The organism is Selenomonas sp. oral taxon 126 (genome assembly GCF_001683335.1).
Lineage (GTDB): Bacteria > Bacillota > Negativicutes > Selenomonadales > Selenomonadaceae > Centipeda.
In genome coordinates, this window is sequence record NZ_CP016201.1 from 495,448 (window position 1) to 516,703 (window position 21,256).

A 21,256-nucleotide genomic window follows, 5' to 3' on the forward strand; every position below is an offset into this window, starting at 1 on the left:
GAAGAAAATAAGGGGGACTTTATCATGTCAACCATCGTTATCACGGGAACGCAGTGGGGCGACGAGGGCAAAGGGAAGATCGTCGACTACCTCGCAAGCAAGGCGGACACGGTCGTCCGTTTCCAGGGCGGCTGCAACGCGGGTCATACCGTTGTCGCGGCGGGTGAGGAGTACAAGCTCCGCCTTCTGCCGTCGGGCATCCTCTACAAGGGCACGCACAACATCATTGCAAACGGCGTTGCCTTTGACCCCGAGGTCTGCCTGCAGGAGATGGACGCCATGGCGGCGCGCGGCATCGACACGTCGAACATCCGCATCTCTGACCGCGCACACGTTGTTATGCCCTATCACCGTCTGATGGACGGCATCGGCGACGCACAGCGCGGTGCGGATAAGATTGGCACAACGGGGCGCGGCATCGGTCCCTGCTACATGGATCGCGACGACCGCATCGGCATCCGCGTCTGCGACCTCATGGAAAAGGACACCTTCGCGGCGAAACTCAAGAAGAATCTCGATGTCAAGAACGGAGAGCTTGCCGCCGTCTACTTCCACGAGCCGCTCGACTATGAGGAAGTGCTCGCAGAGTACGAGGACTATGCGGAGCGTCTGCGCCCGCTTGTCACGGACACGATCCCCCTCATCAACGAGGAGATCGATGCCGGGCGCAAGGTGCTCTTCGAGGGGGCACAGGCGACCATGCTCGACATCGACTACGGCACCTATCCCTACGTCACGGCGTCCCACCCCATCTCGGGCGGCGTCACCATCGGGGCGGGCGTTGCACCGAAGAAGATCGACAGTGTCGTCGGCGTCGTCAAGGCATACTGCACGCGCGTCGGCGAGGGTCCCTTCCCCACCGAGCAGCTGAACGAGATCGGCGACAAGCTGCGCGAGGCAGGGCATGAGTTCGGCACCGTCACGGGGCGTCCGCGCCGCACGGGCTGGCTCGATGCCGTTGTCGTCCGCCACGCGGGGCTGCTCTCGGGCATCGACTACATGGCGGTCACGCGCCTCGACATCCTCGACGGCTTCGACGAGATCAAGATCTGCACGGGCTACAAGTACAAGGGCGAGCTGCTGAATGGTGTCCCTGCGAGCCTCAATGTCCTCGCCGAGGTCGAACCGGTCTACGAGACCTTCCCGGGGTGGAAAACAGACATCTCAGGCGTCCGCAGCTATGCGGAACTGCCTGAGAACGCGCGCAAGTATCTCGAGCGCATGGCGGAGGTCACGGGCATCGCCCTCGGCATCGTCTCCGTCGGCCCCTCGCGCGAACAGACCATCGTCCTCGATAAGGATATGTTCTAAGGAATCGCTGATAAAATGAAGTCCGTCAGATTGGCGCAGATTTTTTCGTCCGAACTAGGAGGCAAACCGGACGCAGAGTGGGGCTCTGTGGAGGATTTGCAGGCGTTGTGCGGGCAAAAAAGATGCGCTAAGATGGCGGTGCTGAATTTATCAGTGCTTCCCTAAGAAACTGCATAAAAGAAAGGACTGCTCTCGGAGCGCCCCTATCGTCACGCCTACGGCGTGCCACTTCCCCCGTTTCGACGGGGGAAGCTATCATAATGCAAAGCCTCCCCCGTGCGACACGGGGGAGGGGGACCGCGTGAGCGGTGGAAGGGGCGCTTTGAGCATCTAGGAAACACGAACAAAGAGCTGTTACACAAGTCAAAACGACTTCGTGCAACAGCTCCTTTTCATTTGACAGCATTTGCAGATTTACTCTACAACCGCGAATCCCGCCTCGACAAAGAACTTTCGATATGCCTCTGCCTTCTTCTCGAGCTTCATCGGATAGGCGCGCGAAGTGGACGGCAGACGCGTGATGAGGAGATCACGGTCGCCGCAACGCGCAGGGATGGTTTCCCCCGTCTTGAAATCCTTTGCCTTGACCTCCGTCTCAAGCAGGGAGAGCAGGATCTCCGACGCCTTGCCGCCCGTCGTACAGATGCGGCGGCAATCCGGAATCTCTGCGAGCACGGCGGGCAGATCGACCTTCTCCACCACCTCGAGGAACGCATCGGATGCGTTGCCATGCGTGCGGATCGCGCGGCGCACGGTTGGACACGAGCCGATGCCGCGCTCCGTCAGGAACGCCTTGATCCGCTCCGCGTCGAATGCCTTCTCCCCCGCGCGCTGAAAATGCGCGGGATCGCCAAAGAATACAAGCCCATAGACGCGCCACATATCGTTTTGGAAGTTCGGATAGTGAAACTCCATCGTCCGCTTCTCCGGCGCTGGCGGGAACGTCCCCATCATCAGCACCGTCGCCTTCGGCGGCAGAAATGGCGGGAACGGGCGCAGCTCGATTTCCTGTGTGTCAGTCATAGTAACACCTCACAAAAGTCCAAGCGCGTGCTGAACAATCAGCGACGTACCCGCAACTGCAATCCAGCAGACCATGCCCAGCGCGAGCGGACGCAGCCCATTCTTCACAAGCGAGGGCAGATCCGTATTCAGCCCGATTGCACTCATCGCAAGCACAATGGCGAACTTCCCGAGCGTCCCAAGCCCATGCGAAACCTCTGCGGGGATAATGCCCGTCGTATTCACAATGCACGCAAGCACGAAGTAGAGCACGAACATCGGGAAGATGCGCCTGAGCGAGAAGCCCGCGCCACTCTCCTTTGCGCCCTTCATCACGAGCAGCGAGAAAAAGAGGCAGACCGGCACGATCATCAGCGTGCGTGTCAGCTTCACAATCGTCGCATACGCGCCCGCATCATGGCTGTACGCATAGCCCGCCGCAACCACGGACGAGGTATCGTTAATCGCCGTCCCCGCCCACATCCCGAAGCCGAAGTCGGACATCCCCATCGAGTGTCCGATGAACGGGAAGATAAAGACTGCAAGCACATTGAAGAAGAAAATCGTCGCAATCGAGATCACGACATCCCGATCCTTTGCTCCAATCACGGGCGCAACCGCTGCAATCGCAGAGCCGCCGCAGATCGCCGTGCCTGCACCGACAAGCGAGGTCATATCGCGGTCAAGCCCGAGCACCTTCCCCATGAGGAACGCCGCACCGAATGCCGCGAGCAGCGTGAAGATCATGACGTAGAGCGACTGCTCCCCGACCTCCACAACGTGAAAGAGATTCATCTCGAAGCCGAGCAGGATAATCGCATACTGCAAAATCTTCTTGCCCGTGAATTTGATGCCCTCCTCCACCGCCTTCGGCCGTCGCTTCTTCGCGAACAGCATCCCAAGCAGGATGCCGAACACGGGCCCGCCCACAATCGGGAAGTACAGTCCCAGAATATACGCCGGGATCGCAAAGAGCAGGGCATAGAAAATGCCGTCCATGTATTCACGTTTCATAAACATCCCTCTCTCAGAATCCATTTTCTTTTATCTTACACCTTTTCCCCGTGGAATGCACGAAAAAATGACAGCCTACCTCCTCGAAAAGAGCGCAGACTGCCGTAAGGAATCGCTGAATTGATCCGTGCTTCCGCAAGTTTTCTGTTATGAATCTTAGGGAATCACTGATAAAATGAAGTCCGTCAGATTGGCGTAGATTTTTTCGTCCGAACTAGGAGGCAAACCGAACGCATAGCAAAGGCTATGTAGAGGATTTGCCGACGAAGTGCGGGCAAAAAAGATGCGCTAAGATGGCGGTGCTGAATTTATCAGTGCTTCCTTAGGTCTGGAACTGCTTCGTCATCTGCTGCAGCTCCTGTGCGATCTCAGACAACGTGCGGGTCGCAGCCGCAATCTCCGACATAGAGGCGGCCTGTTCCTCGGTCACGGCCGAGATATTCGATACCTCTTCCTGCATCTTCGTGTCCGCATCGCTCGAGCCGCTGCTGAGCTCCTCGATGGAGTTGACAGCACGCTGATTGTTCTGCTGTACCGACTGCGCGATCTGTGCAATGTGGTTGATGCTCTCCGAGAGAGACTCAATGTGCGAGGCGATTGCCGTAAACTTCTCACCGGAACGATGGATCTCCTCCACGCTGTTCTCGACATTCACGGACTGTTCCTCCATTGCACGGAACGTCTTGTCCATCTGAACCGCATTCCCATTGAGGAGCTCGGAGATATTCGCCGTCGCTTCCTTCGACTGCTCGGCGAGTTTCCGCACCTCATCCGCAACGACGGAGAAGCCCTTGCCGTGCTCACCGGCACGCGCCGCCTCAATCGCTGCATTAAGCGCAAGGAGGTTCGTCTGCTCAGAGATGCTCGTGATCATCTCGACGATGCTCGAGACCTCATGTGCGCTCTCCTGCAGGCCGCGCACAGTTTCCGTAACAACAGCCGCCCCATCCTTCAGCGTGTTCATCTTACTGATCGTATGGTTGAGGATGGCCTGTCCATCACGTGTCTCATCCTCCGTCATTTTCGCGGAGGTGACAATCTCCTTGATGACATCTGTCACCTCACCAATGCTGGAGGATGCCTCCTGCATCATCGCTGCGGCAGAGACGATCGTCTCACTCTGCGCCGTCGAGGTCTCTGCAATCTGCGCGACGGAGTTTGCGGCAAACTCGGATGCCTGCGCCGCTTCCTGTGTATTCGCCGTCAGATCGGAGGAGGATGCCGCAACTCTTCCTGCCGTCTCACTGAGCCGGCGTATGAGCTTGCGGAGATTCTCCGTCATATTGCAAAATGCGTTGTGCAGCGTGCCGATCTCATCCGTACGATCCGTGGACTGCAGCACGCTGCGCAGATCCCCGCGTGCAACGTTCGACGCGAACGCCGCGAGATTTTCGACCGGAACGGAGATGAGGCGAGCGATATAGAAGAGGATCGCTGCGAGCAGAACGAATGCCGCAATCGTGATGCCCACCATGATGCCGAGGAGCTCGGTTGAGGAGGCATACACCTCCGCCTGCGGCACGCACAGAACGAGCACCCATCCGGAATCACCGACAGGCACTGAGGCGTAGAAATTATCCGAGCTGTTCGGACTCGATGTGAATACGGGCTTTCCGGAGAGGAATGTCGACGCCAGCGCCTTCAGGTCGGAGTCATCCACCGAGGAGATGCTGTTGTCGAGGGAATACTTGTCATGATAGATGAAATTGCCTTCCTTCGAGATCAGGAATGCCTTCCCCGTTTCGTAGATCTTTGCCTTCGAGAGCATCTCTCTGGCCATATCGAGGTTCAGATCGCAGCCCGCAACGCCGACAAGATTTCCGCCGCTCCGAATCGCAGAACTGAAACTGACGACCGGCGTACCGTTGGCCGCCTTATAGACAGCCGACTGACACACCTTCGTCGATTCCGCCGCCTCCTTGTACCAGCCGCGCGAGGTTGCGTCAAAATCGCTGGGAATATCAAATCCTGCGCCGTCAATGAACGGCTGATCGGGAAACCCGACAAAGAAATCAGACGTTTTGGTTGCAAACTCCTGCGCCCCCAACATCATCTTATCGTACGAGGCATTCTCCGTTCCCCACAGCCGCGTAACCGTCTCGAGCTGACGGGATTTCGCCTGAAGCGCCGTATTGATATTGGCAGCATTCACCTCCGCCATCTGAATCATCTCACGCGATGCGACATCCTTGATGCTGTCCGACGCCTTCCAATAAATCGTCCCCAGCAGTATGAGGAAAACGAAGATCAGCGGCACGCCGACCAGCATCATAATCTTTGCACGCAAATTCATTTGAACGTCCATCCCCTCTAGAATCCCAGAATTAAGGAAGCTCTGGTATGTGGCAGACTGCATTTTATTAGCGATTCCTTAACTAAAACAACCCCCTTTTTCATGTATTTTACATCTTTCCCCGCCAATTGTCTATAGGTATCGCTGAAAAATAAACAGCATCCGATTGGTGCCGCATGGATCCGCGTTTCCTGAAAGGACTTATTTTGTCATGCAGTCCGCCCACTCCTTCTCGCGGAATCCCGTGAGCACACAGTCCTTCGTGATGAGCAGCGGGCGCTTCACGAGCATCCCGTCCGAGGCGAGCACAGCGTATTGTTCCTCCTCCGTCATCTCGGGCAGCTTGTCCTTCAGCGCGAGTTCGCGGTAGATCATACCGCTCGTGTTGAAGAAGCGCTTCAGCGGCAGTCCGCTCCGCTCGTGCCACGCACGCAGTTCGTCTGCCGTCGGCTTCTCCGACTTGATGTCACGCATCGGTGCGTTGCACCCGTGCGCGCGCAGGAACGTCTCCGCCTTCTGGCAGGTCGAACACTTCGGATAACCGATGAAGAGCACCTCTTTATTTGACATTGTATTTCCTCCTTGTAAAACATTGCTGCCCCCATTATAGCCGCACACAGAAATTTTTCAAACTTTTTCTTTTTGACATATTGACTTTTTGACTTTTACTGCTATAATAAGAGTCGAAAGGTGATACGAAAGCACCTGAGCAAACAAAAACATGATCCGCAACGGAACGAATCCCAAACATCGCGCCGTTGCAAAACCTCTAAGGAGTTGATTACAATGTTTGGACTGGTACCTTTTTCCGGACGCTGCTCTCTCGCACAGCGTGACGCTGCAAATCCGTTTGCCCTCTTCGATGCGATGCGTGATTCCTTCTTCCGCGACGACTTCCCCGCCGCGAACTGGGGTGCCGCCTCGTTCAAGGTGGACGTGAAGGACAGTGGCGATCACTATGAGCTGACCGCCGATCTGCCGGGCATGACGAAGGACGACATCGCCCTCCACTACGAGAACGGCTATCTCACGATTGCCGCCTCGCGCACGGAGTCGAAGGATGAAAAGGACGATGCAGGCAACTACATCCGCCGCGAGCGTCACACAGGCGAGGTCAGCCGCTCGTTCTACATCGACGGCATTGACGACGCGAACATCCACGCGGAGTTCAAGGACGGCGTGCTGCAGGTGAACCTGCCGAAGACGGCAGAGGCACCGACGCGCAAGCAGATCGAGATTCACTGAGCGGATAACGCGTAAATTCCAACCATACAAAGCGGGGCAGCCGCCCGAGGTCGTTTGACCTCGGGCGGCTGCCCCACTTTTTTTGCTGAAGTTTCTATGCTTTTGCGCGTATCGCTTCCTTCACCGCCGCCGCGATATGCGCGGCACGCAGTCCGTATGCCTCGAGCAGGACATTCGGATCGCCCGACGTGCCGAATCGGTCTTTGATGCCGACGTAGCGCATGACAACGGGATATTCCTCCGCGAGCACTTCCGCGACGGCAGAGCCGAGTCCGCCGATGATGTTGTGCTCCTCCGCCGTGACGACAGCGCCCGTCGCCCTTGCCGAGGCAACGAGCAGTGCGCGGTCGATCGGCTTGATCGACGGCATATTGACGACGCGGATGCGGATGCCCTCCTGCGCAAGCTCGCGCGCGGCGATCATTGCCTGTTCGACCATGATACCCGTCGCGACGACCGTACAGTCGCTGCCGTCCGTAACGACCTCGCCCCTGCCGATGACGAATTCATAGTCCGGCGCATGGTAGTCCGCCGTGCCAATGCGGCTGATCCGCAGGTAGACGGGGCCTTCGTGCGCGATTGCCGCGCGCACCATCGCCTCGGTCTCCACGGCGTCGGAGGAGCACAGCACGGTCATGTTCGGCAGCGCGCGCATGACGGCGATGTCCTCGACCGCCTCATGTGACGCGCCGTCATAGCCGACGCTCACGCCCGCGTGCGTCCCCACGAGCTTGACGTTCAACTTCGGATAGGCGACGCTGTTCCTGATCTGGTCGAGTGCCCTGCCCGCGAGGAAGACGGAGAAGGTCGCCGCAACGGGAATCATCCCACAGGAGGCAAGCCCCGCCGCCGTCCCGATCAAGTCCTGCTCGGCGATGCCGACATCGATGAAGCGCTCGGGGCAAACATCACGGAACATCAGCGTCTTGGTCGCCGAACCGAGATCCGCATCGAGCACAACGAGGCGCTCATCCTCTGCCATGTCCTGCAGGACGCGCCCGAATACCTCTCGCATTGCCGTTCCCATTACGCCTCACCTCCCAGTTCACGCACAGCTTTTTCATACTCATCATCCGAGGGTACGCCGCTGTGCCATTTCGCCTGATTCTCCATGTAGGAGACGCCCTTCCCCTTCACCGTATGCGCAACGATCACCGTCGGCACGCCCTTGGTCTTGCGCGCCGCTGCAAACGCCTCACGGATGGCTACGATGTCATGCCCATCGATGCTGAGGACGTTCCATCCAAAGGAGGCAAAACGCGCACCGATGTCCGTCAGCCCCGCGACCTGCTCCACACCGCCGTTGATCTGCAGCCCGTTCGCGTCCACAATGGCGACGACATTATCGAGTTCATAGCGGCGCGCCGTCATCGCAGCCTCCCAGACCTGCCCCTCCTCGAGCTCCCCGTCGCCGAGCAGCACGTAGACGCGATAGTCTATCCCACGCAGCTTTGCAGCGAGTGCCATACCGTTGCCGATGGACAGCCCCTGCCCGAGCGAACCGGAGGACATATCCAGGCCGGGCGTGACCTTCATGTCGGGATGCCCCTGCAGGCGTGAACCGTGCTGACGCAGAGTCAGCAGTTCCTCCGCAGGGAAGTATCCGCGCTTTGCAAGAGCGGCGTAGAGAGAGGCGCACGCATGCCCCTTCGAGAGGATGAAGCGATCCCGCTCCGCCCGGTTCGGCTCTTCGGGACGCACACGCATCTCGTCAAAGTAGAGGACGGCGAGCAGATCTGCAATCGAGAGGGCACCGCCCGCATGCCCCGTGCCGACCGCATGGATGGAGCGCAGTGTTGCGAGGCGAATTTTGCGCGCCGTGTCCTTCAGCTGTTCAATTTCCATAGTTCCCTCCTGAGATAAAGGGGCTATTGCAAGAAGCCGTTTTGACTTCTTACAACAACCCCTCTTTTTATCGAATCAGATCAGCGCAGCAGATGAATGAGATTTCCGAGGATGATGCCGACCGCGCCGAAGTCCGCATCACTGAACGTCGTGTTCGCAAAGCCGAGATTGCCGAGAACTGGCATGAGGAAGACCGGCAGGAAGGTGATGAGCAGGCCCTGCGAGAACGCGCCCGCGATACAGCCACGCAGTCCGCCCGTCGCGTTGCCGAAGACGCCTGCCGTCGCACCGCAGAAGAAATGCGGCACAACGCCCGGCAGGATGATCGGCAGCCCCGGGAAGGAGCGATCCGCGAGCAGCAGCACCGCCATACCCACAACGCCGCCGACAAAGCTCGAGAGGAAGCCGATGAGCACGGCGTTCGGCGCGTAGGGGTAGACAACGGGGCAGTCGATTGCGGGCTTTGCATTCGGCACGAGCGTCGTTGCAATGCCCGTGAACGCGGGAACAATCTCTGCGAGGATGAGGCGGACACCGGCGAGAATGACGTAGACGCCGCCTGCAAACGTGATCGCCTGAATGAGCGAGAACACGAGGAAGTTCTGTCCGCCGCTCAACTCCGACTCCACATACTGCGGGCCGCAGGCAATGGCGACAATGAGAAAGAGAATGAGCATGACAAGTGAGACAGCAAGGGAGGAGTCACGCAGGAACGCGAGACTCTGCGGGAAGTTGATGTCCTCCGTCGAGCGCTCCTTGTTGCCGACGAGCGCGCCGACCCACGCTGAGAACACGTAGCCGAGCGTACTGAAATGTCCGAAACCGACATCGTCGCTGCCCGTGATCTTCTTCATCGTCGGATGCGCAATCGCGGGGAAGAATGCCATGACGAAGCCGAGCAGGATGGAGCCGATGGCGACGAGCGTCACGCCCTCAAAGCCGCCAACCGTGAGAATGATGCCGATCATGCACGCCATGTAGAGCGTGTGATGCCCCGTGAGAAAGATGAATTTCAGCGGCGTAAAGCGCGCAATGAGAATGTTTGCAACCATACCGAACGCCATGATGAGTGCCGTCTGCGTGCCGAATTCCTTCAGCGCCATGCCGACGATCGCCTCGTTATGGGGCACAACACCGTTGATGCCGAAGCCATACTGGAACATCGTGCCGAAATGCGTGAGCGCACCCACAGCGAGTCCTGCGCCGCCGCCGAGAATCAGGACGCCCATGATGGTCTTGATCGAGCCCTTCAGGATGTCCGAGATGCCCTTTTTCTGCGCAATGAGACCGATCATCGAAACAAGACCGATCAGCACCGCCGGCACACTTAGAATATCAAGGATAAAACTCAGCATAATGATTCCCCCTTATCCTTTTACCTTTGCGACCGCAGCCGCGATCTTCTCACTCAGCTCCTTCTTGTCAATCATATTGTTGAGGGAGACAACCTCCCCGCCGAGCCCGACGAGCTGAGAGGCAATATCGCGCGTCCCCACGTAGATATCCGCCTTGATGCCCGCCGCCGACGAGAGGTCGCTGTGGGAGACCTCGGCTGTCTCATTGAGCTCCTGCAGCGCCTTCTTGATGTTCATCTCGATCATGAAACTGCTTCCGAGTCCGCTTCCGCAACAAACCAAAATCTTCATTGTCATGCACTCCTTTTCTTTTCACCAAAGAGCGCCTGTGCGCCCTCCTCTGTCTCTACCGACATCAGCTGCTCCGCCATGCCGTCCGTCATCAGGAACTCCGACAGCGCCTCGAGCATCTTTACATGACTCTCGGCGTCGGGGGTCGCAAGCGTGATGACGAGCCGCACGGGATCGTTGTGCTCACTGCCGAAGACGACCGGCTCGCGCAGCGTCAGAATCGAGAGCCCGACCGCAACAGCCCCCGCCTCCGGACGCGCGTGCGCGAGCATGATGCCCGGCGCGATGACCATATAGGGTCCCATCTCGCGATGACTGCGCTTGATCGCCTCCGGATAGGACGGCAGGATCGCTGCGCAGCGCAGGAGAGGAGCCGCCCCACAATCAATGCACTCCTCCCAGTCCCGGCAGACCTCCTGCAGCAGGATGCCGCCGGGAGAGATATACTCCCCAAGCATAATTTCACTCCTTCCGCGCTGCCGTACAGCGCTCAATCACAGTGCGAACCTCCGCCGCCCCAGTACAGTCCCGCAGTTCCCCGAGTGTCTCTGCATCGCTGAAGACTGCCCAAAGATCGAGCAGCAGCTCCTCATGCGCCTTTTCATCCGGCGTTGCAAAGGCAAAGATGAGATCCGCCTCCGCCCCGTCCCGCTCTGCAAAGGGGACGGGATGCGTGAGTCTTACGAAGCTCGTGGCAAGCCGCCGTACCCCGTCCGAGGGGCGCGCGTGCGGCATGGCGACGCCGGGGCAAACGACGATGTACGCACCGAGTTCACGCACACTCGCCACCATCCGCTCGACATAGCGATCCTCGACCGCGCCCGCCGCACACAAGAGGAGACCCGCGCTGCGCACCGCTGCCGTCCAGTCCTCAGCCGCCATATCGAGCGCGATCATCTCCTCCGTGAGGAGTTCGGTCAGGCACATTCCGCGCGGCTCATGCACAGCATTCTCCGTCATGATAAAGCGGCTGTCATAGAGATACTGCAGCTGCCCCTCAATGACCTCGATCTCCGCATCCGTCAGAATCGGCGAGATGCGCAGCACCGCCTTGTCCGGCAGCTCCACGGGCACGGTGCTGATGACGACATCGACGCCCTCCAGATCCTCCGCCCGCATATTGTAGTAGGAGAGGATGCGCACAATGTGGAGGTTCGGCAGGCGGTTGCGGATCGTATGCGCGAGCAGGGTCGCCGTACCGACACCATTGCCGCAGATGAGCACGACGGGCAGCTTGCGCGTACGCCGCCGCTTCTTGCGCTCGATGGCGGCGCCCAGATAGAGCGTCAGATATCCGATCTCATCCTCCGAGAAGTGCAGATTCATCCGCGCGCCCAGCTGCTCTGCCGCCCGCGCAGCAATCAGGAAGATCGAACGGTACTGTTCCCTGATCCGACCGAGGAGCGGGTTCGTCAGCACGATGCCGACGTGTGCCCGCTCGAGGGCGGGTCTCAGGTGTACCGCGAGATTGCGCAGCAGCTCCTCATCGTCCGCATAGGTATCGCCGAGCCAGACCTGCGCGTACTCGACAAACTCACGCGCAAGCGCCAGCGCCGTTTCCTGCGAGCGCTCCATCCCCTCATGAGAGACGTAGATGCGGCTGTGGAGCAGCTCCTTCACGATGTGCTGCACCTCCGCAGGACGCAGAAACTCCGGCGCATAGTCCGCCATCCCCGACGCAATCTTTGCCGCAAGCCCCTCTGTCGCCTCCCCCTCGTTTGACAGGAAGTCCACAGGGCGTTCCTCCGTGATCGCGTGCCCCTCGCGCAGCCGCCGCAGCTGAACCGCAAGTGCGCAGATCATGCGGTTGATCGAGAGATCACTCCCGAGAACGCCGTGCCGCCGCAAGAGATCGAGGAAGAATGCCGCAATCTCCGCCATCGGCAGCGCCTCTGCATAGCGGCGAAACGGTGAATCCGCCTCCGCCCCGTCCGCACGGTCGAAATGGCGAAAGTCGTGCTCCTCCTTCGCGAAGATGTGGATGAGCATATCGCGGATTTCCTGCTCGCCGCCCGTTGCCGAAATCCCCGCACCGCGTTTCGAGACATAGATCAGTCCGCGCTGCTCGAGCGTCGCCTGCACATCCTTCAGATCGCTGATGAGGGTGTTGCGGCTGATCGCCAGTTCCTCTGCAATCCCGTCGATCGAGCAGGGCGCACTGCCGAGAAGTGCGAGGATGATGCGGTCACGCCGCTCCTTCTGATCGAGTGCTGATGCAGGAGTCACTGTCTCCTGTACGGATTCCACCCGCTCGAGCCAGATGCCGCGCCGCGCCTGCGTGCGGATACAGAGCCCCTCGCTGCGCATCTCCTCGGCAAGCGCGTCCAGATCGTAGCGCACCGTCCGCACGGAGACGGAGAACATCTTCGCGAGGCGCTCCGCCGTGACAGGGGCGGCAGAGAGTGTCGCATGCAGAACCTTTGCGAGCTGTCTGCGCCGCTCATTTCCTTCCATACTGCCGCCTCCTTCCTGTTGTCCCCCATTATAGGAAAGATCGAATCCTGCAACAAGAACGAATCTCTGCCACGCAATCCTGCAAATAATTGGATAAATATGTTTTATCGAAGGATTTCATCCCATGCGTGGACACATTGCAGGAATTATTTATTTTTCAAAAAGTCCCCCCTTCTCATTGTTTTGTGGTATACTGTATACAATTGTTGAAAACTATAATTATAATGTTTTCTATGTGTAAAGGAGAGAGAGAGCAATGAGAAAAGAGCATGACTTCCTCGGTGAACTGGAAGTCCCCGATGATGTCTACTACGGCGTGCAGACGATGCGCGCAGTCGAGAATTTCTACATCACGGGGCAGCGGCTCGATCCCGACTTCATTATCGCACTCGCACAGGTCAAAAAGGCGGCGGCACTCGCGAACATGGACACGGGGCGCCTCTCTCACGACATCGGCGACCTGCTCGTGCGCGCTGCGGATGATATCATCGCGGGCGGACTCATCGAACATTTCCCCGTCGACCCGATTCATGGCGGCGCGGGCACGTCCATCAACATGAACATGAACGAGGTGCTCTGCAACCGCGCACTCGAACTGCGCGGTGAGGCAAAGGGACGCTACGACATCATCTCGCCGAACAATCACGCGAACATGGCGCAGTCGACGAACGATGCCTTCCCGACGGGGATCAAGGTCTGCCTCTCGGCAAAGAGCACGGTCTTCCTCGCCGCCCTCGAGCGGCTTGCAACGGAGCTCGAGAAAAAGGCGACAGCGTTCCGCGCGATTCTCAAGATGGGACGCACGCACTTGCAGGATGCCGTCCCCATCACGCTCGGTCAGGAGATGGGTTCATACGCCTCCGCCGTGCGCCGCTCCATGCGCCGCATCCGCTACGTCCAGCGGCACATCCATACCATCAACATGGGCGGCACCGCTGTCGGCACGGGGCTGAACGCAGAACCCGCCTACATCAAGGCGGTCGCAAAGCGTCTCTCGGAGATCACGGGTGAGACCTACCGTACGTCGCAGAACATCATCGACGCGACGAACAATACGGACGCATTCGCGGACTTCTCCTCCGCGCTCAAGAACGCCGCTCTCGTCCTCATCAAGCTCTCGAACGACTTCCGCCTCATGGCGTCGGGACCGCGCTGCGGATTGAACGAGCTGCACCTGCCCATGCGTCAGCCGGGCTCCTCGATCATGCCCGGCAAGGTCAACCCTGTCATTGCCGAGGTGCTCGATCAGGCGTGCTATCAGGTCATTGCGGGCGACCTCGCCGTGACCCTCGCCGTGGAGAACGGGCAGTTCGAGCTGAACGTCATGGAGCCTGTGATGGCGTTCAATATGTTCAACTCGCTGAACTACCTCACGCGCGCGGTTGACACCTTCGTCGACAAGCTGCTCGTCGACCTGAAGCCAAATGTCGAGCAGTGCCAGAAATGGCTCGACAACAGCGTCGGCATCGTCACCGCGCTTCTGCCCCACATCGGCTATGAGAAGTCCGCCGAGCTTGCGCGCGAGGCATACACGACGGGCAAGCCCATTCGCGAGATCATCCTCGAGCAGGGCATCCTTTCAAAGAAGGAGCTGAACCACATCCTCTCGCCACGTCAGATGACGCGCCCGGGGATTGCGGAGTAGCTTGGCAGAATAAAGGAAGCTGCTCTCGGAGTGCCCCTATCGGCTCACTGCGTTCGCCACTTCCCCCGCTCTGGCGGGGGAAGCTAATATGCCGTAATGCAAAGCCTCCCCTGTGCGACACGGGGGAGGGGGACCGCGTAAGCGATGGAAGGGGCGCTTTGAGCGTCCAACTCGAACAAAAGGCTGCTGTACGAGTCAGAATGACTTCGTGCAGCAGCCTCTTTTCGTGAAGGAATTCACATTTATTTGTCGAAATTCAGTATAGTTTTGTAGGTTCTATTCAAAGGAGGTCTTTTCATTGGCAATTACAGGTGGAATCATCGTTATTCTTGCCTTCGCCGCCATCATCAAGAAGTACGAGACGCGCATGGTGCTGCTCGCGGCAGGTTTTCTCATGTGCATCATCGGCGGCGTCACGGGCAACGCCGTCGCGACGTTCAGCAAGACGATGGTGCACAACTCGCTCGTACCCGTCATCTGTACCGTCATGGGCTTCTCGTTCGTCATGAAGATCACGACCTGTGACCGCCATCTTGTCGAGTCGATCTCGGGTGTCATCACAAAGAGCAAGTTCGTCCTCATCCCGCTCGCGACACTGCTCACATGGTGGATCAACATCGCCATCCCGAGCGCGGCGGGCTGCTCGGCGGCGGTCGGCAGCATCCTCATCCCGACGCTCATGGCGGCGGGTGTTCACCCCGCGATGGCGGGCGCGGCGGTGCTCGCGGGCACGTGGGGCAGCGCGATCAGCCCGGGACAGGCACACAACATCTTCGTCGCCGATCTCGCGCAGACCGATCTCATGACCGTCATCATGGCACAGGTGCCCGCCGCGATCATCGCCTCCATCGTCGCCGTCGTCACGCTCACCATCATCGCCACCGTCCGCAAGGAAGGTCCTGACGAGGCGCGCCGCCTCGCATATCATGCGCAGCTCGAAAAGGAGGAGGGCGGCAGTGATTTCCGTGTCAATCCGCTCTACGCCGTCGTCCCCCTCGTTCCGCTCGTCCTGCTCGTCCTCGGCAGCAAGCAGATCGCCGTCCTCCCCCTCACCGACGTGCCGACGGCGATGATCGTCGGCACGGTGCTCGCGCTCGTCGTCACGCGCCAGAATCCGCAAGAGATCACGCGCAAATTCTTTGACGGCATGGGCGAGGCATACGGCGGCGTCATCGGTCTCATCGTCGCCGCCGCCGTCTTCACCGCAGGTATGGCGGCAATGGGACTCACGGATGCCCTCATCGAGGCGATGAAGGGCTCGGAGTCCATCGCGCGCATCGCAGGTGCATTCGGCCCCTTCATCATCGCCGTCATCTCCGGCTCGGGCGACGCGGCGGCACTCGCGTTCAACGGTGCAATCACCCCACAGGCAGAGGCGTTCGGCATGTCCATCATCAACCTCGGCTCGCTCGCCCAGATGGCAGGCTCAATCGGACGCTCCATGTCTCCCGTCGCAGGTGCGGCACTCGTCTGCGCGGGTCTTGCGAAGGTCAGCCCGATGGAGCTGTCGAAACGCAACACCCTGCCCATGCTGCTCGCCACCATCACCTTTATGATCGTCCTTTTCCTCTGAAAGAAGGCAGCATATGATTGACAAAAAACGCGTATTGGATGAGTTCTTCGCGCTCGTCTCCATCCGCTGTTCGACGCTCGATGAGCGCGAGATGGGCGATCTCCTGACCGCACGTCTGCGTGACCTCGGCGCAGCAGAGATCCACGAGGACGACGCAGGAAAGGCGCTTGGCGGCAACTGCGGCAACATCGTCGCAAATTTCAAGGGCACGGTCGCGGGCGCGCCCACCGTCATGCTCACGGCACATATGGACTGCGTCGAGCCGTGCGCAAACATCAAGCCGAGCTTGAGGGACGGCGTGATCCGCTCCGACGGCACAACCATCCTCGGTGCGGATGACAAGGCGGGCGTCGTCGCCATCCTTGAGACCCTGCGCCAGCTGAAGGAGAAGAACATCCCGCACGGCGATCTGCAGATTGTCTTTACCGTCGCCGAGGAGGGCGGCGTCAACGGCTCGCGCTGCCTCGATACGAGCCTCCTGCACGCCGACCTCGGCTATACGCTCGACACCCACGGACATGCAGGCACGGCAGCGTTCAAGGCGCCTGGCAAGAATCAGCTTGCCGTCACCATCCACGGCAAGGCGGCACATGCGGGCATCGACCCCGACGCGGGACGTAACGCCATCACGGCGGCGGGCAAGGTGCTCTCTGCCGTTCCACAGGGGCGCATCGACGAGGAGACAACCTGCAACGTCGGCAAGATTGCTGGCGGCACGGCGACGAATGTCGTCGCGGAGACCTGCACGCTGCACTTTGAGACGCGCAGCCGTGACAAGGTAAAGCTCGACGCCCTCACACAGCGCATGATGGACGCCGTGAATGAAGCAGTCAAAGGAACGGGCTGCACGGCGGAGATTGACCTCAAAAAGGACTACGACCCCTACGAGCTGCCCGCAGACGCACGGCCCATTCAGTACCTGCGCCGTGCGGCAGAAAAGCTCGGCTTCCCCGTCGTGCTCGAGGAGGAGGGCGGCGGCTCGGATGCGAACCACTTCAACGCCTACGGCGTGCCGACCACCGTCCTCGGCGTCGGCATGACCGACTGCCACACGAAGGAGGAGAGCCTCCTTGAGCAGGATCTCTACGATGCGGCAGAGCTGACACTCGCCATTGTGCAGGAAGTCGCAGAGAAGAGATAACAGGAACGTATGAAGCGGCTGTGCGTCGCGTATGCACAGCCGCTTTTGAAATGCTCCGTGCTTGCTCCACGCAAACGCTTAGTTACGCAAACGGTCGGACACTTATCTGCCTAAATACCTGCGGACTTCTTAAACGCGCGCTACGCGCTTGAACGAAAGAAATCCGCAGGGGGCAGAACGTGTCCTCGTTTCCGCTTGCTCCACTAGGGTTTGCTTAGGAGCATCGCACGGATTTGTTTCCAACGCTACGCAACGTACAGAAAAGCTCCATTCTTTATCACCTGTTGCTAACGCTCCCCCTCCGTGCTATAATCAATCCACGAACGAAAACGAAAGCGGGTGAGATCATGGCAACAAACGAACGATATCGGAGCGGCGGAGGGGCGGCGATGGGCGTCCCTGCACGGCGCACGGAGACTGCGCCCGCAGGTGTGCGCCGCATGGGCGAGCTCTCCCTGAACGTGCGGCAGGACGCCATCACGCCCGAGTATTTCATCGCGCATTTCTACGAATATCTCCCGCGCTACATCGCGGGCGGCGCACCGACAGCGGACACGCGCGACACCTACGAGCTTGCCATCCGCCTTTTCCTCCACTGGTGCATGGAGCAGAATCTCCACCCGCTCAGTGACGTGCACGATTACCAGATCCGCGTCTACATGGAGGACATGCGCACGCGCGGCTACAGCGCGGCGACCCTCATGATCAAGGGCGCGGCGATCCGCGCCTTCTACAAGGTCGCGCAGCGCCTCTCCTTCATCGCCGAGAACCCCTGCGCCGATCTGCAGCTGCGCAACCCGCAGCATCTCGACGAGGACTATAAATATCTCACCATCGACCAGATCAAGGAGATCTGCGAAGGGCTTGCGACGGACAAGAACGCCGTGCGCCGCCTCCGCAACCTCCTCATCGTCTACCTCATGGGCGTCGAGGGGCTGCGCGTCGTCGAGGTCATGCGCCTCTCGGACGAGGACATCGACTGGCAGCGCGGCCGCATCGAAATCCGAGGGAAGGGGCATGCAGGTATCATCTACCCATGCGAGGAAACCTTTCAGCTCCTTCAGGCGTACATCGAGACGCGCGGTGCCGTCCCGCCCGAGAACCGCCTCACGCCGACCATCATCTCCTGCTCACTGAACAATCGGAACGGGCGCATCACACGCGTCGGCATCCGTTACGTCATCAACAAGGCGCTCACGGACGCGGGGCTGAAACAGCCCGGCTACGCCTGCCACCTCTTCCGCCACAGCTGCGGCACGAACCTCTATCAGGAGACCAAGGATCTGCGCGTCGTCCAGGAGACACTGCGCCAGCGCAGCCCAAAGGTCACGGCGAAGTACGCCCACGTCCACGAGCGCATGGAGAACCGCCACACGCAGGGCATCACCCCGGGGGTGAGTGTGACAGATTTACAGCATACGGCAGCCCCCGCAACAAAAGAAACGAACGCATGATGAACGCCCGCCGGTGAGCGCACAACTTCACGGGCGGGCGTTTTCATCTGTATCAGGCAATCATCTTACGTTTTCGTGCCCGTTCCTCATTAAAGACCAGAATATCCATTTTCCATATGTGGCAAAGTGCTTCAAGTTTTATGTTTAGATAATTCTGCAAAATAACACAATGTTCCACCGCCAAATCCTTGACTACAACAATCGCACGAAAACGAGGTTGATTTTGTAATGCCTCACGCATCGCTATGGGCATTTCCTCCGGCGAATCATCTACAATCTCATGCAACATAGAAAAGCACATCTGCAAAGAGTGCGAAACTTTCTTTCGGATTTTTGACGAAAACTCCGACGCGTCCTTTGGTGCATCGGGCTTTGCCTCAACAAAGACAATTCTCCCCTTCGGCAGGAGTTCAACAAACTCGACAGACGATACGCTCTTGCCATTCAGCCTTCGGTAAAGTGAAGATTTCTCGATGTAGAACAATTTGCTCTCATCCACGAGGAATTTCATGCCCGATTCTTCAATCTCTCTCATCATCATTCCCCATTACCAGCGCAATCTCCTCTTCGTAAAGGCGTACCGACTCTTCGATAATACTATTCTGTGGAATCCCATTTTGTAAATTATCGTAACGAGGCGGCTCTCCGATATTCAGCGATAACACCGACATATCACATGAGTCGCGTTTTGCAATGAGAGACAATTCCTTGATGACAAAATAGGAATGCGTCGCAATGAAAAACTGAATTCCACTTTTTGACAGGTCATATATGATATTCAGAAACTTTACAACCGCTCTGGGATGCAACGATGTCTCTATCTCATCCAGAAAAATGACAGACTCAGGCGTAACATAACGGTTCGCGAGCAGTTGATTAAAGACTGCTATTTTTTTTATGCCTTCGGCTGTCGCATTGATCGAGTATCGCGTGTTCCCCTTTTTATAGAACCACTGCTGCCCCTCGCTGTCATATTCTACACTGCCATCAATCAGCGATTTCAGCATCCCTCTGTTCGAGGCGAATCCTTCATAGTTATTCCCTTGACGGCGAGGGATTTGCAGAGCACGAACCAGATCCAGATACGTGTCGTCAAACCCAAAAATATGATCCTGTTCTCTCGATTTCAAAATGACATTCTGCAGGGAAAGGACTTCCTTTGCAGGAATAAAAACCGAATTGCTTTCTCTCGATTCGAGAAAACCATTTTGCGACAAAGAAATTTGTTTGGTAGTATCCTTACCGAAAGCGTAAGAAAGAGTCTTGCCATCCATGTGCATTTGAAAGAACAGTTTTTCTTTATTTTCCTTATTGACGAGTTCTCCCAATCGCTCCAGTTGAAATGTCCAGCGCAGCTTCTCCGGAAGGATTTCAGCAGCATCCTGTCTCGAATCACCTCGATACGCCTGCTCGATTGTCCGCATAGCCGCATAGATAGCTTTCAGTAGAAATGTCTTCCCGGTGCCATTTTCACCAAGGATCAAGTTGATGCGCGTGAGATTGTTCCACTCAGTCGCCGAATGAACTCCAAAATTTTTTAGGGAAATCTGCTCTATCATTATGCGCTCCATGAGAGTAATCGTATATTCATACAATACTCTATTCTATAAGTTTTACTCCACCAGTGCCCAACTGACAGGTTTACCACGCTTCACGTCGCATTTCACCTGCCGTCCGAGCAGTGCATCATAATGCTTTGGTGACAGCCCATGTCCGGGACGAATCCGGCGCAGATTCTTCTCCGTCAGAACATCTCCCGCTCTCATATCCTCTGCAATGTATAGGCTACGCCGGAATTGCAAGGACTTCTTTTCCTGCTCTGCCATCTCATAGCGCACCTCACCCATAGCGAGTGCGGCGGCTCGGCATTCACGCACGAGCTGCGCCATCTCACCTGGCTCCAGCGAAAAGGCAGCATCGACACCGCCATCGGCACGCGACAGGGTAAAGTGCTTCTCGATCACGGTCGCCCCAAGCGCGACGCTCGCCACGGCAACTCCAATGCCGAGCGTATGATCGGACAGCCCTACATCGCATCCGAACAGCTCACGCATATGCGGAATCGTGCGGAGATTTGTCCCCTCCGGAGAGGATGGATAGCTGCTCGTACATTTGAGCAGGGTCAGATCTGCACAGCCATTGTCCCGCGCCGTACGAACAAGATCGGCAAGCTCCGATACGGTTGTCATCCCCGTCGATGCGATAATCGGTTTCCCCGTACGCGCAACCTTCCGAATGAGTGGAAGATCCACATTCTCAAAGGAGGCAATCTTATAGCACGGTACGCCAAGCTCCTCAAGGAAGTCAACGGAGGTATCATCGAAGGGCGTGCTGAATCCCATGATGCCGTGTTCTTTGCAGCGGTCAAAGATCGGTTTGTGCCATTCCCACGGGGTATGAGCCTTCTCATAAAGATGGTATAGCGACTCGCCCTTCCATAGGCTGTTTGGATCCGCAATAAAAAACTCGCCTGTATCAATGTCGAGTGTCATGGTATCCGCGGTATAGGTCTGAATCTTAATCGCATCGACCCCCGCCGCTGCAGCCGCATCGACAATGGCAAGTGCACGCTCAAGCGACTGGTTATGATTGCCCGACATCTCTGCGATGATAAAAGGTTTCTGTCCCTCCAC

At 58.1% G+C, this 21,256-nt stretch carries 19 protein-coding genes and 1 pseudogene; 7 read left to right on the forward strand and 13 right to left on the reverse strand.

Features of this window, described 5'->3' with window-relative positions:
- Positions 1-24 precede the first annotated feature (24 nt).
- A complete protein-coding gene (locus tag AXF19_RS02035) occupies positions 25-1,311 on the forward strand; it encodes an adenylosuccinate synthase (protein ID WP_066844374.1) in 1,287 nt (428 codons plus the stop codon).
- 414 nt (positions 1,312-1,725) lie between these two features.
- On the opposite strand, the gene AXF19_RS02040 is transcribed toward AXF19_RS02035, so the two are convergent.
- The gene (locus tag AXF19_RS02040) at positions 1,726-2,334 is read right to left on the reverse strand and encodes a DNA glycosylase (protein WP_066844376.1); all 609 of its coding nucleotides are present in this window, start codon (positions 2,332-2,334) and stop codon (positions 1,726-1,728) included.
- Between the two features lie 9 nt (positions 2,335-2,343).
- Positions 2,344-3,327 (reverse strand): YeiH family protein, encoded by a 984-nt coding sequence (locus AXF19_RS02045; protein ID WP_066844378.1) that lies wholly within the window; start codon positions 3,325-3,327, stop codon positions 2,344-2,346.
- A gap of 218 nt (positions 3,328-3,545) precedes the next feature.
- Between AXF19_RS02045 and AXF19_RS15940 the strand changes: the two are divergent.
- A pseudogene (locus tag AXF19_RS15940) lies at positions 3,546-3,653 on the forward strand (secretion protein HlyD); the annotation flags it as partial.
- Here the strand turns inward: AXF19_RS15940 and AXF19_RS02050 are convergent.
- Positions 3,650-5,620 carry a methyl-accepting chemotaxis protein gene (locus tag AXF19_RS02050; RefSeq protein ID WP_066844380.1) on the reverse strand — a complete coding sequence of 657 codons (1,971 nt, stop codon included), beginning with the start codon at positions 5,618-5,620 and terminating at the stop codon, positions 3,650-3,652. The pseudogene AXF19_RS15940 and the gene AXF19_RS02050 overlap by 4 nt on opposite strands.
- Before the next feature lie 201 nt (positions 5,621-5,821).
- Positions 5,822-6,190, reverse strand: a complete 369-nt coding sequence (locus tag AXF19_RS02055; protein ID WP_066844382.1) for an arsenate reductase family protein — start codon at positions 6,188-6,190, stop codon at positions 5,822-5,824.
- 216 nt (positions 6,191-6,406) lie between these two features.
- Here AXF19_RS02055 and AXF19_RS02060 point away from each other — a divergent pair, with 216 nt between their 5' ends.
- Entirely contained in the window at positions 6,407-6,865 is a 459-nt protein-coding gene (locus tag AXF19_RS02060; protein ID WP_066844385.1) for an Hsp20/alpha crystallin family protein, read from the forward strand.
- A gap of 94 nt (positions 6,866-6,959) precedes the next feature.
- Here AXF19_RS02060 and AXF19_RS02065 read toward each other — a convergent pair whose 3' ends face one another.
- The 6 genes from AXF19_RS02065 to AXF19_RS02090 form a co-directional block, all read right to left on the reverse strand.
- Positions 6,960-7,892 carry a transketolase family protein gene (locus AXF19_RS02065; protein ID WP_066844388.1) on the reverse strand — a complete coding sequence of 311 codons (933 nt, stop codon included), beginning with the start codon at positions 7,890-7,892 and terminating at the stop codon, positions 6,960-6,962.
- The gene (locus tag AXF19_RS02070; protein ID WP_066844391.1) at positions 7,892-8,710 is read right to left on the reverse strand and encodes a transketolase; all 819 of its coding nucleotides are present in this window, start codon (positions 8,708-8,710) and stop codon (positions 7,892-7,894) included. The genes AXF19_RS02065 and AXF19_RS02070 overlap by 1 nt, the downstream gene beginning before the upstream one ends.
- A gap of 80 nt (positions 8,711-8,790) precedes the next feature.
- Positions 8,791-10,065 (reverse strand): PTS ascorbate transporter subunit IIC, encoded by a 1,275-nt coding sequence (locus tag AXF19_RS02075; RefSeq protein ID WP_066844394.1) that lies wholly within the window; start codon positions 10,063-10,065, stop codon positions 8,791-8,793.
- A gap of 12 nt (positions 10,066-10,077) precedes the next feature.
- Positions 10,078-10,356: a PTS sugar transporter subunit IIB gene (locus AXF19_RS02080; RefSeq protein WP_066844397.1), complete on the reverse strand. Its 279-nt coding sequence runs from the start codon at positions 10,354-10,356 to the stop codon at positions 10,078-10,080.
- 2 nt (positions 10,357-10,358) lie between these two features.
- A complete protein-coding gene (locus AXF19_RS02085; protein ID WP_066844400.1) occupies positions 10,359-10,814 on the reverse strand; it encodes a PTS sugar transporter subunit IIA in 456 nt (151 codons plus the stop codon).
- A 4-nt stretch (positions 10,815-10,818) separates the two neighbouring features.
- Positions 10,819-12,810 (reverse strand): BglG family transcription antiterminator, encoded by a 1,992-nt coding sequence (locus AXF19_RS02090; RefSeq protein ID WP_066844402.1) that lies wholly within the window; start codon positions 12,808-12,810, stop codon positions 10,819-10,821.
- Positions 12,811-13,066: 256 nt separating this feature from the next.
- Between AXF19_RS02090 and AXF19_RS02095 the strand changes: the two genes are divergently transcribed.
- The 4 genes from AXF19_RS02095 (at position 13,067) to AXF19_RS02110 (ending at position 18,623) form a co-directional block, all read left to right on the forward strand.
- Entirely contained in the window at positions 13,067-14,455 is a 1,389-nt protein-coding gene (locus AXF19_RS02095; RefSeq protein ID WP_066844405.1) for an aspartate ammonia-lyase, read from the forward strand.
- 298 nt (positions 14,456-14,753) lie between these two features.
- Positions 14,754-16,028, forward strand: a complete 1,275-nt coding sequence (gene dcuC / locus AXF19_RS02100) for a C4-dicarboxylate transporter DcuC (protein WP_066844408.1) — start codon at positions 14,754-14,756, stop codon at positions 16,026-16,028.
- A 13-nt stretch (positions 16,029-16,041) separates the two neighbouring features.
- Positions 16,042-17,169, forward strand: coding sequence for a M20/M25/M40 family metallo-hydrolase (locus tag AXF19_RS02105; RefSeq protein WP_066844411.1), 1,128 nt, complete (start codon positions 16,042-16,044; stop codon positions 17,167-17,169).
- Positions 17,170-17,516: 347 nt separating this feature from the next.
- A complete protein-coding gene (locus tag AXF19_RS02110) occupies positions 17,517-18,623 on the forward strand; it encodes a tyrosine-type recombinase/integrase (RefSeq protein ID WP_157092463.1) in 1,107 nt (368 codons plus the stop codon).
- A gap of 52 nt (positions 18,624-18,675) precedes the next feature.
- Here AXF19_RS02110 and AXF19_RS02115 read toward each other — a convergent pair whose 3' ends face one another.
- The 3 genes from AXF19_RS02115 to pseI are packed head-to-tail and all read right to left on the reverse strand — an operon-like array spanning position 18,676 to position 21,223.
- Complete coding sequence (locus AXF19_RS02115) at positions 18,676-19,164, reverse strand: hypothetical protein (protein WP_066844418.1); 489 nt, start codon at positions 19,162-19,164, stop codon at positions 18,676-18,678.
- Positions 19,145-20,182, reverse strand: coding sequence for an AAA family ATPase (locus AXF19_RS02120; protein WP_066844421.1), 1,038 nt, complete (start codon positions 20,180-20,182; stop codon positions 19,145-19,147). The genes AXF19_RS02115 and AXF19_RS02120 overlap by 20 nt, the downstream gene beginning before the upstream one ends.
- A gap of 54 nt (positions 20,183-20,236) precedes the next feature.
- Positions 20,237-21,223 carry a pseudaminic acid synthase gene (pseI, locus tag AXF19_RS02125; protein ID WP_237141725.1) on the reverse strand — a complete coding sequence of 329 codons (987 nt, stop codon included), beginning with the start codon at positions 21,221-21,223 and terminating at the stop codon, positions 20,237-20,239.
- Positions 21,224-21,256 lie beyond the last annotated feature (33 nt).